11 protein-coding genes and 1 pseudogene are annotated in these 16,784 nt (G+C 66.2%); 8 read left to right on the top strand and 4 right to left on the bottom strand.

Translation table 11 applies throughout. The annotated features are described in order from the left end of the window. Window positions 1–17: 17 nt before the first annotated feature. A complete protein-coding gene (locus tag LDO54_RS26260; protein ID WP_224013599.1) occupies window positions 18–1,811 on the top strand; it encodes a PLP-dependent aminotransferase family protein in 1,794 nt (597 codons plus the stop codon). Window positions 1,812–1,840: 29 nt separating this feature from the next. On the opposite strand, the gene LDO54_RS26255 is transcribed toward LDO54_RS26260, so the two are convergent. The 4 genes from LDO54_RS26255 to phnC form a co-directional block, all read right to left on the bottom strand. Further along, entirely contained in the window at window positions 1,841–2,677 is an 837-nt protein-coding gene (locus LDO54_RS26255; protein ID WP_224013598.1) for an EamA family transporter, read from the bottom strand. 308 nt (window positions 2,678–2,985) lie between these two features. Continuing rightward, the gene (phnE, locus tag LDO54_RS26250; RefSeq protein ID WP_224013597.1) at window positions 2,986–3,846 is read right to left on the bottom strand and encodes a phosphonate ABC transporter, permease protein PhnE; all 861 of its coding nucleotides are present in this window, start codon (window positions 3,844–3,846) and stop codon (window positions 2,986–2,988) included. Between the two features lie 8 nt (window positions 3,847–3,854). Further along, the gene (gene phnD / locus LDO54_RS26245) at window positions 3,855–4,841 is read right to left on the bottom strand and encodes a phosphonate ABC transporter substrate-binding protein (RefSeq protein ID WP_224013596.1); all 987 of its coding nucleotides are present in this window, start codon (window positions 4,839–4,841) and stop codon (window positions 3,855–3,857) included. 62 nt (window positions 4,842–4,903) lie between these two features. Further along, window positions 4,904–5,797 (bottom strand): phosphonate ABC transporter ATP-binding protein, encoded by an 894-nt coding sequence (gene phnC / locus LDO54_RS26240; protein WP_224013595.1) that lies wholly within the window; start codon window positions 5,795–5,797, stop codon window positions 4,904–4,906. Between the two features lie 305 nt (window positions 5,798–6,102). Between phnC and LDO54_RS26235 the strand changes: the two genes are divergently transcribed. The 7 genes and pseudogenes from LDO54_RS26235 to LDO54_RS26205 form a co-directional block, all read left to right on the top strand. Next, window positions 6,103–7,137 carry a M14 family zinc carboxypeptidase gene (locus LDO54_RS26235; protein WP_224013594.1) on the top strand — a complete coding sequence of 345 codons (1,035 nt, stop codon included), beginning with the start codon at window positions 6,103–6,105 and terminating at the stop codon, window positions 7,135–7,137. After that, window positions 7,134–8,078, top strand: a complete 945-nt coding sequence (locus tag LDO54_RS26230; RefSeq protein ID WP_224013593.1) for an alpha/beta fold hydrolase — start codon at window positions 7,134–7,136, stop codon at window positions 8,076–8,078. The genes LDO54_RS26235 and LDO54_RS26230 overlap by 4 nt, the downstream gene beginning before the upstream one ends. A 54-nt stretch (window positions 8,079–8,132) precedes the next feature. Next, the gene (gene selD / locus LDO54_RS26225) at window positions 8,133–9,206 is read left to right on the top strand and encodes a selenide, water dikinase SelD (RefSeq protein WP_224013592.1); all 1,074 of its coding nucleotides are present in this window, start codon (window positions 8,133–8,135) and stop codon (window positions 9,204–9,206) included. Further along, the gene (locus LDO54_RS26220; RefSeq protein ID WP_224013591.1) at window positions 9,203–10,108 is read left to right on the top strand and encodes a cation diffusion facilitator family transporter; all 906 of its coding nucleotides are present in this window, start codon (window positions 9,203–9,205) and stop codon (window positions 10,106–10,108) included. Before selD ends, LDO54_RS26220 begins: the two co-directional genes overlap by 4 nt. Window positions 10,109–10,442: 334 nt before the next feature. Further along, window positions 10,443–10,682 (top strand): annotated as a pseudogene (locus LDO54_RS39065) (ESPR domain-containing protein); the annotation flags it as partial. Window positions 10,683–10,778: 96 nt separating this feature from the next. Further along, on the top strand, window positions 10,779–15,305 hold the full coding sequence (locus LDO54_RS26210) for a YadA-like family protein (RefSeq protein WP_224013670.1): 4,527 nt from the start codon (window positions 10,779–10,781) through the stop codon (window positions 15,303–15,305). Between the two features lie 471 nt (window positions 15,306–15,776). Continuing rightward, on the top strand, window positions 15,777–16,784 hold a 1,008-nt coding region (locus tag LDO54_RS26205), incomplete at its 3' end, for an ESPR-type extended signal peptide-containing protein (RefSeq protein ID WP_290371137.1).

The raw sequence follows: 16,784 nt of genomic DNA, 5'->3' as shown, positions 1-16,784 counted from the left end.
CATAGGAGCCAATTTCGATGCGAGCGAGTGTCCTGTCAGACTGGCTGGCCCAGCGGATCGAGCGCGGCAGCGGACAGCCCGTCTATCGCCAGTTGCACCGGCTGTTGCAGCAGGCGATCCTGTCGCGCGAGCTGCCCGCGGGCGCGCGCGTGCCGTCTTCACGGCTGCTGGCGGCGGAATTGGGGATCGCGCGCAATACCGTCACGCAGGTCTACGAACAATTGGTGCTCGAAGGCTATGTGACCTCGGCGACCGGGCGCGGCACGTTTGTCGCCGATACGTCGCCGGATGAAATCGTCGGCGCGGCGGAAATTGGCTCTGTCGATGGGCGGAAAAGTGGCGTAGCGGGAGGAGCCGGATCGTCGGGCGTCGGGATTGCAACTAACAGCCCCGGCGTGCGGGGCGCGATGGGGCTGGCCGGAGTCGGAGCTGGAGCCGGAGTTGGGGCCACAACCGGAGCCGCAGCCGGATCACCCGCGAGCGCGAACGCGCGGCATTCAGCAGGCGGCACGCTCGCGGCGGCCGTGGCGAGTGCGGCGCACCCAGGCCTCGCCGCATCCGCATCCACCGCGACGCCATCGCCATCGCTCTCGCTACCGCCCGACGCACTCGCCGCCGCCGCCCAGATCCATCGCCCCGCCGCGCGTGCCTTATCCACGCGCGGCGCGCGCCTGATCGCGGGCGCGGGCGTCTCGAAGCGTCAGGGCGGCGCGTTCATGCCGGGCGTCCCCGACGTCTCGCGCTTTCCCGCGCGCGTCTGGACGCGTCTGCACAACAAATACTGGCGCAGCCTGCGCCCCGACCTGCTGACCTACGCGCCGGGCGGCGGCCTCGCGCTGCTGCGTCACGTGCTCGCCGACTATCTGCGCACCTCGCGCTCGGTGCGCTGCTCGCCCGAGCAGATCATCATCACGACCGGCATCCACCAGTCGGTCGACCTGGCCGTGCGTCTGCTGTCCGATCCCGGCGACACCATCTGGACCGAAGATCCGTGCTACTGGGGCGTGCGCAGCGTGCTGCACGTGTCGGGGCTGAAGGCGCGTCCGGTCGCCGTCGACAGCGAGGGCATCAACCCGTCCGCCGCCGATTTCGCCGCGCCGCCGCCGAAGCTCATCCTCGTCACGCCGTCGCATCAATATCCGCTCGGGATGGTGATGAGCCTCGCGCGCCGCCGCATGTTGCTCGAATACGCGCGCCAGCATCAGTGCTGGATCATCGAGGACGATTACGACAGCGAATTCCGTTACGGCAGCCGTCCGCTCGCATCGCTGCAAGGGCTCGATACGGCGGGGCAGGTGATCTATGTGGGGAGCTTCGGCAAGACGCTGTTTCCGGGGCTGCGCGTCGGTTATCTGGTCGCGCCCGAACCGCTCGCCGAAAGCTTCGCGACCGCGAGCGCCGAGCTGTATCGCGAAGGCCAGCTATTGCAGCAGGCCGTGCTGGCGGAGTTCATCGCCGAGGGGCATTTCACGTCGCATATCCGCAAGATGCGCGCGCTTTACGGCCAGCGTCGTCAGGCGCTGCTCGACGCCGCGACGCGCCGTTACGGCGACGCGCTGCCCGCGCTCGGCGGCGATGCGGGCCTGCACGTCGTGATGCAGTTGCCCGAAGGCAGCGACGACCGCGCCGTGGCCGAGGCCGCGCTCGCGCGCAACATCGTCGTGCGGCCCTTGTCGGGGTATTACTCGGAGCGCGAGCGCGCGGCGTCGGGCTTGCTGATCGGCTATGCGTGCGTGCCCGACGAGGAGATCGCGCCCGCGTTCGACACGCTCGCCGAAGCCATCGACGTGACGTTGCCGACGTTCGCTTGAACTGCGCGCCTGCAGCCGCTTAAAGCTGTTTAAAGCCGGATCAACACCGCGCCGCAAGTCACGAGCGCGCACGCGATCATGCGGCGCGCCGTGAGTTGCTCCTTCATGAACAGCCAGCCGATCAGCACCGCGAAGATCGACGACAGTTCGCGCAGCGCCGACACCATCGCGATCGGCAGGAAACGGAACGCCTCGATCACGAAGCAATACGCGACGAGCGCGAGCACGCCCGCGAGCATGCCGCGCGCGACGGCGGCCTTCGACGTGAACATCTGTGCCGCACCGCCGCGCATCTTGCAGACGATCAGGAACTGCGGCACGTTCCAGAGCAGATAGACCCACATGATGTAGCTGAGCGCGTTGCCCGCGGCGCGCGCGCCGAGGCCGTCGACGATCGAATAGACCGCGATGAACAGACCCGTGAGCAGCGCATACGGCACGCTTTCGCCGGAGAAGCGCATGCCGCGCCGGAACGCCAGCGACATGATGCCGAGCGAGACCAGCACGACGCCGGTTGCCGCGAGCGGGTGCAGTTCCTCGTGCACGAACACCAGCGCGCCCGCCGAAATGAGCAGCGGCGAGAGTCCGCGCGCGATCGGGTAGATCTGGCCGAAGTCGCCGCTGCGATAGGCGCGCACGAGCGTGAAGCAGTACGCGAGTTCGAGCACGGCGGAGGCGGCGATGTACGGCCAGCTCGCGGCGTCGGGCAGCGGCAGCACGCAGACGGCGATCGCGCTCACGATCACATACGGCACCGAGAACATGCCGAGCAGCCAGACGCGGTCGTTCGAGAGATGAAGGAAGGCATTCCAGCTCGCGTGCATGAGCGCCGAGAGCAAAACCAGCAGGACGACGAAACTGGCCATCGAGAGTGATCGCGGTGAGGCGGTTGGAGGTGGAGAACGCGGCGCGGTGAATGCCACAATTTGCCACAAAGCGATGCAAATCGCCGCAAGGCTCTCATTATTCCAGCGAATGGCGGGCGATGCCAGCGAATTGGCCGCGAACCTCGCGGCGAATTTCACCCTGTAGCGCGTTTGTCACGCTGCTTGAGCCACGCGAGCAATGCGCAACGCGAGCCGCGAGACCCTCGTCCCGGGGCTCGCGTCGATCAGCACGCAAGCGTGGCGCACAACGCGGCGCACAAGAAGCGCCGTATCGGCGAAAACCGCGATCAGATCACGCGCGCGCGCAGCCGCGCCGACACCAGATCGATCACCGTCACCACGGCCACGACCATGATCAGCACCGCGCAGGTCTGCGGATAGTCGAACGAGCGGATTTCCTCGTAGAGCACGACGCCGATGCCGCCCGCGCCCACCATGCCCACCACCATCGCCGAGCGCACGTTCGACTCGAAACGGTAGAGCGCGTAGGAGATCCACAGCGGCATGACTTGCGGCAGCACGCCGTAGATGATTTCGTCGAGCGGCGTGGCGCCGGTCGCGCGCACGCCTTCGGCGGGACGCGGATCGATGGCTTCGACGGCTTCCGCGAACAGCTTGGCGAGCACGCCCGTGGTGTGCACCCACAGCGCGAGCACGCCCGCGAACGGACCGAGCCCGACGGCCACGATGAAGATCATCGCGAACACCATCTCGTTGATGGCGCGGCACGCGTCCATCAGGCGGCGAACCGGATGCAGCACCCAGCGCGGCGCGAGATTGTGCGCCGACATCAGCCCGCACGGCACCGCGCAGACGAGCGCGAGCGCCGTGCCCCAGAGCGCGACCGCGATGGTCACCCACATTTCGTGCACGTAGGTGCGCCACTCGTGGAAGTCGGGCGGAAAGAAGCCTTCAGCGAAGGTGCCCATGTTCGCCGAATCGGAGAGCAGGTCGAGCGGGCGCATGTCCGCGCCGCGCCACGCCGCGCCGAGCAGCATCAGCACGATCGCCCACAGCACGAGCGAGGACCAGCTGCGCTTGCTTGAGGCGGCTTGCAGGCGCGCTTTCGCATCGGCGCTCTGGGCGCTCTGGGCGTTCGGGGCGTTCTGCGCGTTCTGCGCGGCGATCGGCGGGGCGTCGAAGTCCATCGCGCCCATCACGGTTTCGCGGCGGCGTTGAGCGCGCCGATCTTCGCGTCGATGGCCGCGATCTGGCTCTTGCGGTCGTCGTCGGAAAGATGCGTGTCGGCGGTGATCTTCTGCTTTTGCTGGAACAGCGCGATCTGGCGGATCGGCAGCAGTTGCTCGTCGCTCGACGGCGCGAAGCCCGCGTAGCCGGTGATATCGGCCATGATCTTCTTCTCGCGCGGATCGGTCTTCGCGTAGTGATAGAAGAAGTCGCGCAGCTTCTGTTTGGTCGCCTCGGGCAGATCCTTGCGCATCACGAGCGGATCGGACGGAATCAGCGGCGAGGTCCACAGCACGCGCACCTGCTTGAAGCGGTCGGGGTGCTTGCGTTCCAGCGTGGCCAGTTCCATCGTGTTGTTGGTGGCGATATCGACCTTGTTGTTGACCACGGCGAGCAGATTCGCTTCGTGGCTCGACGGCAGCACGGTCTTGAACGTGGTCGCGTTCACGGGCAGATTGCGCTGCGCGAACAGGTAATAACCGGGGATCAGCGAGCCGGACGTGGAATTCGGGTCGCCCCAGCCGAGCGTGAGTTCCTTAGGATTCTTGAATACGTCGTCGAGCGTCTTCACGCGGCTGTCGACGTTGGTGATCAGCACCGACTTGTAGCCCGCGTCGCCGTTCGCGTAGAGCACCTTCGCGAACACTTCGCCGTTCGAGCGGTCCACGGCTTCCATCGCCGAGGCGTTGCCGAAATAGCCGATCTGCACCTTGTTGAAGCGCATCGCCTCGATGATGCCCGAGTAGTCGGTGGCGAAGAACGCATTCACGTGCAGGCCAGTCTGACGGCTCATGTCGTCGATGAACGGTTGCCAGCGCTGCTTGAGGACTGCTGATGAATCGGTCGAAATAATACCGAAGTTCAGGTCGTCGGCATGAGCGGCCGATGCGCCGAGCGAGGCGAACGCAACGGCGCCGGCGGCGCAGCAGGAAAGCAGGGAACGGATCAGTTTCATGTGAGAGGCGGTCCGGTTCGGTTGGGGAAGAAAACGTTTGCTTGCGATTCGCGCAGAAGGGGCTAGGCCGCCTTCGGCTGCGCGCCGAACTGCTGCGCGCGTGCTTGCGTTGCCGCTTGTGTTGCTGCTTGTGTTTCCGCTTGCGTGGACGCCTGTGAAGGCGCCGCATCCGCTTCGAGCAATTCGCGCGCGGCGCTGCCGTACAGCTTCTGCAACAGCTCGGGCGTGAGCGCGGCGGACGGCCCGTCGTAGACCACGCGGCCGTCGCGCAGCGCGATCGTGCGCGGGCAATACTGCATGGCGATATCGACCTGATGCAGCGACACCACCACCGTGAGCCCGTGATTGCGATTGAGCATGCGCAGCATGTCCATCACGCGGCGCGACGATTCGGGATCGAGCGAGGCGATCGGTTCGTCGGCGAGAATCAGGCGCGCGCGCTGCACCAGCGCGCGGGCGAGCGCGGCGCGCTGCTGCTGGCCGCCGGAGAGATTCGCGGCGCGCTCGTGCGCTTTATCGGCGATACCGACTTCCGCGAGCGCCGCGATCGACAACTCGCGCTCGCTGCGCGGAAAGCGGCCGGTGAGACGGCGCCACAGCGGCAGGCGCGCGAGCGCGCCGATCAGCACGTTGGTCTCGACACTCAGGCGATGCACGAGATTGAACTGCTGGAACACGAAGCCGACGTCGCGGCGAATGCGGCGCACTTCGCGCACGATGCGTCCGTCCTGCTGGATCGGGCGGCCGAGAATCTCGATGCGCGAAGGCTGCGGATCGGCGGCGACGAAACCCGCGATATGGCGCAGCAAGGTCGACTTGCCCGAGCCCGATGCGCCGATCAACGCGACCATTTCGCCCACGCCCACGCGCAGGTTGATTTCGTCGAGCGCCTTGCGCTGCGGCCCGAAAGTTTTCGACAGTCGTTCGATTCGAATTGCGTCCATTTGCGCGCTCATGTCAGCGTCGGCTCCATTCATCCGATGAGTGGGAGGCGTGCGCATCCCGTGCTCGAGTCGGGGACATTCTAGGAAGCGACTATGACGGTTGAGTGAAGGTGTCGCGACGTCTAGACGACTACACATTCACAAGACGTTCACGAGGGCGCAACAAGTCGAGGTGATGACATCTGTGTGACGTCTCACACATGTCACGCGGAATGCCGCATGAAAGGGCTATATTGTTGGCAAACGCATGTGCTGTCCCCGGTTTTCGAATGCCGCGCTGTTTCCCTTGAACCGAACGAGCGACGACCCGCGACGCCATGCAGGCACTGAGCTTCCTTCCCGACAGCTTCGCCGAATACGAGGACCTGAAAACGCTCCTCGACGCGGGCTCGCCCTGGTTCGACATCCGCAGCGCGGGCGAGGTCGCGGTGCGCGGCCGGTCGTTTTCGCTCTACGTGGCGGCGGTGGGCTCGCGCGATCCGCACGCGCCCGCGATCGGCTTTTTCGGCGGCATTCATGGGCTCGAACGCATCGGCTCGCAACTCGTGCTCGATTACATGCGCGCGCTCGTGGGCCGTCTCGCGTGGGACGAATTGCTGATGCGCCAGCTCGAATCGGTGCGGCTCGTGATGATGCCCATCGTCAACCCGGGCGGCATGTGGCTCGCCACGCGCGCGAATCCGAATGGCGTCGATCTGATGCGCAACGCGCCGCAGGACGCCGACGAGCGCGTGCCCTTTCTCGCGGGCGGCCAGCGCGTGGGGTCGTGGCTGCCGTGGTATCGCGGACGGCGCGGCGCGACGATGGAAACCGAAGCCTCGGCGCTGCTCAAAGTGGTCGACGACGAACTCACGAACCGGCCGCTCGCGTTCGCGCTCGATTGTCATTCGGGTTACGGATGGAGCGACAGCATCTGGTTTCCGTACGCGCGCACGCGTCAGCTCATGCGTCATCTGCCTGAAATGTACGTGCTGAAAACGATGTTCGAACGCGCGCATCCGCATCACGGTTACACGTTCGAGCCGCAGAGCCATCAATATCTGCTGCACGGCGATCTGTGGGATTGCGCGTACGATCGCGCGCCCGCCGACAACGTGTTCCTGCCGCTCACGCTCGAACTGGGCTCGTGGCTGTGGATCAAGAAAAATCCGCGCCAGATCTTTTCGCGTCAGGGCATGTTCAATCCGGTGATGCAGCACCGCACCGCGCGCGTGCTGCGGCGTCACGCGAATCTGTTCGATTTCCTCACGCGCGCCGCGTATTCGTCCGAACGCTGGCTGCCCGAAGGCGTCGCGCGCCAGCAGGTGCTGCAAAGCGCGATCGGGCATTGGTATCAGCGGCCCGGCGTATGAGTGCGAACCTGAACCCATCGTCGTCGTCGGCGGCTTCAGCGCCGTGGGTGCTGCTGCGCGGGCTCACGCGCGAGTCGCGGCATTGGGGCGCGTTCGCGCCGCTGCTCGAAGCGCGTGGCGGCGCCGTGCTGCCTGTCGATCTACCGGGCAACGGCACGCGCCATCACGCGGTGTCGCCGCTCGACGTGAACGATTACGTCGATGCCGTGCGCCACGAGCTTCAGCGCGCGCTGGTGCTCCGCGAGGGCGCGCCGCCGGTCCGCGTGCTGGCGATGTCGCTCGGCGGCATGGTCGCGACGGCCTGGGCGCTGCGCTTTCCGGCCGAGATCGCGCGGCTCGTGCTCGTGAACACGAGCATGCAGCCCTTCAGCCGTTTCGACGAGCGCCTGCGGCCCGCCGCGTGGCCCGCGCTGCTGCACGCGGCGCAGCATTGGCGCGGGCGCGACCGCATCGGCGTGGCCGAGACGCGCATTCATGCCGCGACCTGCGCGCGCCGCAACACGCTCGCCGCCGATCTCGACACCTGGCGCGCGATCCGCGCGAGCGCGCCGGTGAGCCGTGCGAACGCGCTGCGCCAGCTCTGGGCCGCCGCGCGGTTTTCGGCGCGCGGCGTGCCGCGCTGCGAGGTGCTGGTGGCGTCGTCGCGCGCGGATCAACTGGTGAATCCCGTGTGTTCGGCGCGGCTCGCGCAGGCGTGGGGCGCGCGCCACGTCGAGCATCCGTGGGCGGGCCACGATTTGCCGCACGACGATCCGCACTGGCTGATCGAGGCGATCTGCGCGATCGAAGCGGTGAATGAATCCGTGACGGAATCCGCAAGCGAATTAGCGAGCGATCCCGCGAGCGATTCTGTGAGCGATTCCGCGAGCGCGAGCGCCGAGGCGGAACCGCAAGCCGATTCGCCCGCCCTCGCGCCGGACGAGCCTGCATCGCCGCCGTGACGATTGCCCCATAATAGGGACGTTTCGTCAGCACTTTCAGGAAGATTTCCCGCCATGAACGACACCGTCCGCACTTCATCGGGCAGCGCCGCGCCGCGCCTCACGAGCCTTTCGCACGGCGGCGGCTGCGGCTGCAAGATCGCGCCGGGCGTGCTCTCCGCGCTGCTCGCGCGCAGCACGCCGCTCACGGCCGCGTTCCCCAATCTGCTCGTCGGCACCGAGACGGCCGACGACGCCGCCGTCTATCAGCTCAACGACGAGCAGGCCATCGTCGCGACCACCGACTTCTTCATGCCGATCGTCGACGATCCGTACGACTTCGGCCGCATCGCCGCGACCAACGCGCTCTCCGACGTCTACGCGATGGGCGGCAAGCCGATCCTCGCACTCGCGCTGGTGGGCATGCCGATCAACGTGCTGCCGCACGAAGTCATCGCGCAGGTGCTGCGCGGCGGCGAGGACGTCTGCGCGGCGGCGGGCATTCCCGTCGCGGGCGGCCATTCGATCGACTCGGTCGAGCCGATCTACGGGCTCGCGGCGCTCGGCGTCGTGCATCCGTCGCGCGTGAAGCGCAACGCGTCGGCGCGCGCGGGCGACGTGCTCGTGCTCGGCAAGCCGCTCGGCGTGGGCGTGCTCTCGGCGGCGCTCAAGAAAGATCTGCTCGACGATGCCGGCTACCAGGCGATGGTCGCCGCCGCCACGATGCTCAACAAGCCGGGCGCGGCGCTCGCCGAACTCGACGACGTGCACGCCATGACCGACGTGACCGGCTTCGGCCTGCTCGGCCATACGCTCGAAATCGCGCGCGGCGCGGGTCTCACGGCGCGCGTGCGTTACGCGGATCTGCCGTGGCTGCCGGGCGTCGAGGCGTTCGTCGATCAGGGCGTGTTCACGGGCGCGTCGGGGCGCAACTGGGCCTCGTACGGCGAGGGCGTGACGCTCGCGCCGGGCCTGCCCGAGAGCGCGCGCACGCTGCTCACCGATCCGCAGACCTCAGGCGGCCTGCTCGTCGCCTGCGCGCCGGAACGCGTGGAGGATGTGCTCGCGCTGTTCCGCGACGACGGTTTCGCGGATGCGCGCGTGATCGGCGAATTGAGCGAAGGCCCCGCGCGCGTCGAGGTCGTATGAGCGCGGAGTCGCCGAAAGCCATTTTCTACGCGCTCGCGGCAAACGCGGGCATCGCCGTCTGCAAATACGCGGCGGCGGTGTTCACGGGTTCCGGCTCGATGTTCGCTGAGGCGATTCACTCGACCGCCGATTGCGGCAATCAACTGCTGCTGCTGTTCGGCCTGCGCCAGTCGCGCGAGCCGCCTTCGCCGCTGCATCCGATGGGCTCGGGCCGCGCGATCAACTTCTACTCGCTGCTGGTCGCGCTGCTGCTGTTCTTCGTGGGCGGCGCGTTTTCCGTCTACGAGGGCGTGCATCGGCTGTTCACGCGCGAGCCGCTGCAGTACGTCTATATCGCGCTCGCCGTGCTCGGCATTTCGGTGGTGCTGGAGGCGCTTTCGCTGTACGGCGCGATGCGCGAGATTCGCAAGGGCAATCCCGGCAAACCGCTGTGGCGCTGGTTTCGCGAGACGCGCGATTCCGATCTGCTGGTCGTGGCGGGCGAGGACGTCGCCGCGCTCGCGGGTCTCGCGATTGCGTTCGTCGCGGTGCTGCTGACCGTCGTTACCGGCAACCCGGTGTGGGACGCGTGCGGCTCGATCTGCATCGGCTTTTTGCTGATGACGATCGCGTGGCTCGTCGCGCGCGAGGTGAAGTCGATGATCGTGGGCGAATCGGCGAGCCCGGAGATGCGCCGCGCCATCGAGGCGTATTTGCGCGCGCGTCCCGAGATCCGCGCGATCATGAACATCATCACGCTGCAATGGGGCAAGGAAATCGTCGTGGCGGTGCAGGCCGAAATGATCGATTACGATCACAGCCGCACGATGGTCGAAGCCATCAACGAAATCGAGGCCGATTTGCAGGCGCGTTTTCCAGAAGTGCGCTGGGTGTTTTTCGAACCGGATTTCGTGAATCGTTAAAGTTCTTTTGTGCGATCCGTCTTGTGCGGATCTGACCATGTTTAAACGGGCCGCCGCTCCTTGAGCGCGGCCCGTTTTGTTTTTCTCTCTCCTCACGCTTTCTCGCGTACCGCGCGCCCGGTTCTCGTGCGCGATTTTCCCGCCTTTCGAATTCGTCCTATTCCGATGGTTTCTCCGATATGCGAGACACCTCGGCTTGCGCGTGGCCGCCGTGCGTCAACCCACGCCGCACCGGCCCTGATTCGAATTCGTCCTATTCGCTCGCATCGCGGAAATTTTTAGACTGGGTTCATCGCTTCCACAACCCCATCGATTGTTCTGCTACCTGATTTGAATGGAGGCAGACATTCGTGCCACGGGCTCTGTGAAGAGGCATTTATTTCGGATAGCGAAGTTTTTGGTTGTGAATCGCTGTCCAGTAACTTTTCCCGAGGAATCCAAGATGAACAAGATTTATCGCACTGTGTGGAACGCGGCGATTGGTGCGTGGGTGGTGGCGCAGGAAACCGCGCGGGCGCGTGGAAAAGGTTCGCGCCTGCGGACGGTTCGGACCGTGCTTGCTGCGTCGCTTGCGGCCACTGCGTTTGGCGGTGTCGCGATGAATGCCAAGGCCTCTACCATTGTGCCTTCGACTGGCACATGCAGCACTGGCGCGGGGACCATCAACGGCGTGGCTTACGCCGCGGAAACCAACCCGATCGACGGTAGCGGATCCTATTCGCTGGTCGCAGGGTGTTCCGCCTCGGGCGGCAACATGCTTGCGGCCACGGCTTATGGCGCGTTCGCCTCGGTGAAGGGCGACTATGGCGTCGCCATGGGATTCGGCTCGACCGCGGCAGGTAGCGCGACGGCAGTCGGCATGCAGGCCAATGCGGGCGGTACCGGCAGCAACGCATTCGGCTTCACGGCGAACGCCGCCGGCAGCAACAGTGTTGCGATCGGCTCCGCTGCGTCGTCGAGTGGTGCGAATGCCATCGCGATCGGCAATGCGTCGACGACGACGGCGTCAAACGCCGTAGCGATCGGTACCGGCGCCACGTCCCTGGGGAACGACGCGATCGTGATTGGCTCTGCCGCCAGCAGCATCGCAAACGGCGTCGCGCTGGGTAAAGGTGCCACGGTTGCATCGACCGATAGCAACAACTCTGGCGTGGCTTTGGGCAACGGATCGTATGCCAATGGCGTAGCGGTTTCGACCGGCTATCAGACGACCGCGAGCGGTTCGTGGAGTACCGCGCTCGGCCCCCGGGCGACGGCATCCGCGACGAATGCCACCGCGCTCGGCTACGGCGCGAATGCCTCCACGGTGAACTCGGTTGCGCTGGGCAATGGCGCGACCACGGCGGCCGCTGTGGCGACCGCCAATGGCGTGATCGGCGACACGACGTACACCTATGCAGGCACGTCGCCCACCGGCGTGGTGAGCGTGGGCAAGGCAACCGCCGAACGTCAGGTGACGAACGTCGCGGCGGGTCAAGTGACGTCCAGCAGCACGGACGCGGTGAACGGCTCGCAGCTCTACGCGACCAACACGCAGGTGACGGCGAACACGACCTCGATCACGAGCCTCAACAGCGCCGTCAACAACATCACGAACGGCGGCGGCATCAAGTACTTCCACACGAACTCGTCGCTGGCGGATTCGGTGGCGAACGGTGCGAACTCGACGGCGATCGGGCCGGCCGCCGCTGCCAATTACGCGGATGACATCGCGATTGGTGATGGAGCGGCGGCAAGCCGAGCGGGCTTTAACTCGCAGGGCGGCAATGTCGCGCTGGGTGCAAGCGCGTCGGCGCAGGGCTATCGTTCGATTGCCATCGGCAATGGGGCTCAAACGAACACCGGGTCGCTCTACAACAATTCCTCCGATATCGCGATCGGTCAGTCCGCGTTCTCTGAAGGCTACGATTCGGTCGCGCTGGGCAACAACGCGAATGCAGGCTCGGCAGGAGGGAGCGGCAACAACGTGGCAGTGGGCAGCAGTTCCTATGCCAAGGCATCGGGCGCCGTTGCGTTTGGCGGCGCGGCCAGCGCGGCGGCGGCCAACTCGACGGCCATCGGCGCACTCGCTTCGACTAGCGCAGCCGGCGCGGTTGCGATCGGTACCGGTGCGAATGCTTCCACGGTGAACTCCGTGGCGCTGGGCAACGGCGCAACCACGGCTGCGGCTGTGGCGACCGCCAATGGTGTGATCGGTGGCACGACATACACCTATGCAGGCACGACGCCGACCGGCGTGGTGAGCGTGGGCAAGGCAGGCGCAGAACGTCAGGTGACGAACGTCGCAGCAGGCCGTGTGACGTCGACCAGCACCGACGCGGTGAACGGCTCGCAGCTCTACGCGACCAACACGCAGGTGACGGCGAACACGACGAACATCAGCAATCTGCAAGGCAACGTCACGACGATGCAAGGTCAGATCACCAGCCTCAACGGTCAGATGGCTGACGCGGTGATGTACGACTCGTCGGCGCATGCATCGGTGACGCTGGGCGGTGTCGGCGCGAGCACGAACGTGAAGCTGAGCAACGTGGCGGTGGGCACGCTGTCGTCGACGAGCAGCGATGCAGTGAACGGTTCGCAGCTCTATGCGACGAACACGAACGTGTCGAACATCGCGGGCAACGTCACGACGTTGCAGAGCCAGATCACCAGCCTCGGCGGTCAGATGGCTGACGCGGTGCTGTACGACTCGTCGGCGCATGCATCGGTGACGCTGGGCGGTGTCGGCGCGAGCACGAACGTGAAGCTGACCAACGTGGCAGCGGGCACGTTGTCGTCGACCAGCAGCGACGCCGTGAACGGCTCGCAGCTCTACGCAACCAACACGCAAGTGACGTTGAACACGACCAACATCAGCAACCTGCAAGGCTCGGTGACGACGCTGCAAGGCGACGTGAGCAACATCGCGGGCAGCATCACCAGCCTCGGCGGCCAGATGGCGGATGCGGTGATGTACGACTCGTCGGCGCATTCGTCGGTGACGCTGGGTGGTGTCGGCGCGAGCGCGAACGTGAAGCTGAGCAACGTGGCAGCAGGCACGCTGTCGTCGACCAGCAGCGATGCGGTGAACGGCTCGCAGCTCTACGCGACGAACAGCAACATCACCACGATGCAGAGCCAGATCACCAGCCTCGGCGGTCAGATGGCGGATGCGGTGCTGTACGACTCATCGGCGCATGCTTCGGTGACGCTGGGCGGTGTCGGCGCGAGCACGAACGTGAAGCTGAGCAACGTGGCAGCGGGCACGTTGTCGTCGACCAGCAGCGATGCGGTGAACGGTTCGCAGCTCTACGCGACCAACACGAACGTGTCGAACATCGCGGGCAACGTCACGACGTTGCAAAGCCAGATCACCAGCCTCGGCGGCCAGATGGCTGACGCGGTGATCTATGACTCGTCGGCGCATGCATCGGTGACGCTGGGCGGTGTCGGCGCGAGCACGAAGGTGAAGCTGAGCAACGTGGCAGCAGGCACGTTGTCGTCGACCAGCAGCGACGCCGTGAACGGCTCGCAGCTGTACGCAACGAACAACAACATCACCACCATGCAGAGCCAGATCACCAGCCTCGGCGGTCAGATGGCGGACGCAGTGATCTACGACTCGTCGGCGCATGACTCGGTGACGTTGGGCGGTGTCGGCGCGAGCACGAACGTGAAGCTGAGCAACGTGGCGCAGGGCACGCTGTCGTCGACCAGCACCGACGCGGTGAACGGCGCGCAGCTCTACGCGACCAACACGCAGGTGACGTTGAACACGACCAACATCAGCAATCTGCAAGGCTCGGTGACGACGCTGCAGGGCGACGTGAGCAACCTCGCGGGCAGCATCACCAGCCTCGGCGGTCAGATGGCCGACGCGGTGATGTACGACTCGTCGGCGCATGACTCGGTGACGCTGGGCGGTGCCGGTTCGAGCACGCCGGTCGCGCTGCACAACGTGGCGGCGGGCGCGGTGAACGTGTCGAGCACCGACGCCGTGAACGGCTCGCAGCTCTACAAGCTCGCCAGCAGCACGGCGACCGGTCTGGGCGGCGGCTCGACGGTGAACGACGACGGCTCGATTTCCGGTCCGACGTACAACATCGGCGGCTCGACGTTCAACAACGCCGGCGATGCCTTCACGAACATCGACGGCCGCGTGAAGGATCTGTCCGACGCGCTGAGCAGCGGCACCATCGGCCTCGTGCAGCAGGACGCCACCACGCGCACCATCACGGTCGCGAAGGGCACCGACGGCAATCTGGTGGACTTCACGGGCACGGCGGGCACGCGTGTGCTGACCGGTGTGTCGGCGGGCGCGCTGAACGCGCAGAGCACCGACGCGGTGAACGGCTCGCAGCTCTACGCGACGAATCAGCAGGTCGCGCAGAACACGACCGACATCGCGGGCCTGCAAGGCAACGTGACGAACCTGCAAGGGCAGATGGCGAACGCGGTGATGTACGACTCGTCGGCGCACGATTCGGTGACGTTCGGCGACGGCAGCACGCCGGTCGGCTTGCACAACGTCGCGGCCGGCACGGCGAACACCGATGCGGTCAACGTCGGCCAGATGAACGACGCCATCGCGTCGGTCCAGCAGGCGGCGGAAGCGGCGGTCAACCCGTTCTTCGCGGCGCAAGGCAACCGCGACACGGAAGGCGCGCAGGCAACCGGCGCTCATGCGACGGCGGCGGGTGCGAACGCGGTGGCCAGCGGCGAGAAGTCGGTGGCGATCGGCGCGAACGCACAGGCCAGCGGCACGAACGCGGTGGCGCTGGGCGCAGGTTCGATCGCCGATCGCGACAACGCGGTGTCGGTGGGCTCGGCGGGCAGCGAACGCCAGATCACCAACGTCGCGGCGGGCACGGCGGGCACCGATGCGGTGAACGTGAACCAGCTCAACGCGATGGCCTCGCAGGGTCAGGGTTATGTCGATCAGCGTATCGCTGGCGTGCAGAACCAGATCAGCGACGTGCGCAAGGACGCGTTCGGCGCGGCGGCGGCGGCGATGGCGGTGGCGGGTCTCCCCCAGCCGACCGAGCCGGGCAAGACGATGGTGGCCGCTGCCGGTTCGCGTATCGGCGGTCAGACCGGCATGGCGCTCGGTGTGTCCTACGTGACGCGCAACAACCGCTGGGTCGCCAAGGCATCGGCGAGTTCGAGCAGCCAGGGCAACACCGGCGTGACCGTTGGCGCGGGTTATCAGTGGTAATCGAGCGCCAGGAAAAAAACAATGCTACGGGGTGAACCGCGCGGCTGAGCACACAAGCCGCGCATTCCAGGCCCGGTGGTCGAAAGACCACCGGGCTTTTTTTTATTGCGGCGGCGTGACGCAGGATGGCCGCATGGGCGACATCGCCAATATCGGACGAGTTTGACGTGGACCCTGCGCGCAGGTCCGCGCCCTATCTCATTTAGGAATATTCCTATTTTTCTGCGTCCTACGCGGTCATAGGATTTCCCCTCGGTCGATACTTCATCGATTGCAAATCTTTGTTGCATGTTGCGTCCCGCTCCACGCAGGCGGCGCGATGTGCCGCCGCACTGTCGCAGCGGCCGATGCGCGACGTGGGCGTCCGGCGTGGACGCCCTGCAATGCTGAATCGCGAAGCGCGTCGGAGCCTGACGAATCCTGTTCGTTCTCTCTGGATTCGCGGTGTTGTTGCAATGATAAGGATGGCGAATGAACAGGATTTATCGGAGCATCTGGAGCGCCGCAACGGGGTGCTGGGTCGCGGTGCAGGAGAGCGCGCGCGCCCGGGGCAAGGGGGGCGTGCTCCTGAGTGCGCTCGCCGTGGCCGCTGCATCGAGTGGCGCACTGGACGACGCGCGCGCGGCCCTTGTGCTGGATACGGAAGGTTCGCCGGTCATTTCGGCGGATAGCTGCTCGGGCACGACGATCGGCGGTTCGGGCCTGAATTACTTTGCGATGGGCTGTAATGCCTATGCAAACGACACCGATTCGATGGCCATTGGCACGTCGTCGGTCGCGAACGGCGTGTCGGCGCTTGCGTTCGGCGATCACAGCAACGCGCTCGCGGACGGCGCCACCGTGCTGGGCGGCGGCGCGACGGCCGGCGGCGTGCAATCGGTCGCGCTCGGCGGCGACAGGGTGGACGCCACCCAGACCGGCGCCGCGAAGGCGACGGGCGCGCGTGCCGTGGCGGTGGGCGCGTCGACGCTCGCGCAAGGCGACGACTCGCTTGCGCTCGGCAGCGGCGCGACGGCCGCCGTGGGCAGTTCGGTGGCGATCGGCAATGGCGCGAAGGCGTTGGTGGCGAATTCGGTGGCGTTGGGCAGTGGTGCGGCGACGTCTGCGGCTGTCGCGACGGCGAGCGGCGTGATCGGCGGCAAGACGTACGATTTCGCGGGCGTGTCGCCCACCGGCGTGGTGAGCGTGGGCGCGAAGGGCGCGGAGCGTCAGGTGACGAATGTGGCGGCGGGGCAGATCACGTCGAGCAGCACCGATGCGGTGAACGGCTCGCAACTCAACGCGACCAACACGGCGGTGACGGCGAATACGACGGCGATCACGGCGTTGCAAGGTCAGACAGCCGATGCGGTGATGTACGAGTCGTCGGCGCATGATTCGGTGACGCTCGGCGGTGTTGACGCGAATACGCCTGTGGCGCTTCACAACGTGGCAAGCGGCGCGCTGACCGCATCGAGTACCGATGCGGTGAACGGCTCG

Origin of the sequence: Paraburkholderia tropica, from assembly GCF_914484835.1 — a bacterium.
In the GTDB taxonomy this organism is placed as follows: Bacteria; Pseudomonadota; Gammaproteobacteria; order Burkholderiales; family Burkholderiaceae; genus Paraburkholderia; species Paraburkholderia tropica_A.
This window is presented reverse-complemented; position numbering and strand designations above follow the sequence as displayed.

What these genes read in the sequence shown, in the direction of transcription:
- LDO54_RS26255 (WP_224013598.1), bottom strand. Translation starts at nt 2,677, where the DNA reads ATGGCCAGTTTCGTCGTCCTGCTGGTTTTGCTCTCGGCGCTCATGCAC.
- LDO54_RS26260 (WP_224013599.1), top strand. Translation starts at nt 18, where the DNA reads ATGCGAGCGAGTGTCCTGTCAGACTGGCTGGCCCAGCGGATCGAGCGC.
- LDO54_RS26220 (WP_224013591.1), top strand. Translation starts at nt 9,203, where the DNA reads ATGAGCGCGGAGTCGCCGAAAGCCATTTTCTACGCGCTCGCGGCAAAC.
- phnC (WP_224013595.1), bottom strand. Translation starts at nt 5,797, where the DNA reads ATGAGCGCGCAAATGGACGCAATTCGAATCGAACGACTGTCGAAAACT.
- selD (WP_224013592.1), top strand. Translation starts at nt 8,133, where the DNA reads ATGAACGACACCGTCCGCACTTCATCGGGCAGCGCCGCGCCGCGCCTC.
- LDO54_RS26235 (WP_224013594.1), top strand. Translation starts at nt 6,103, where the DNA reads ATGCAGGCACTGAGCTTCCTTCCCGACAGCTTCGCCGAATACGAGGAC.
- phnD (WP_224013596.1), bottom strand. Translation starts at nt 4,841, where the DNA reads ATGAAACTGATCCGTTCCCTGCTTTCCTGCTGCGCCGCCGGCGCCGTT.
- phnE (WP_224013597.1), bottom strand. Translation starts at nt 3,846, where the DNA reads ATGGACTTCGACGCCCCGCCGATCGCCGCGCAGAACGCGCAGAACGCC.
- LDO54_RS26230 (WP_224013593.1), top strand. Translation starts at nt 7,134, where the DNA reads ATGAGTGCGAACCTGAACCCATCGTCGTCGTCGGCGGCTTCAGCGCCG.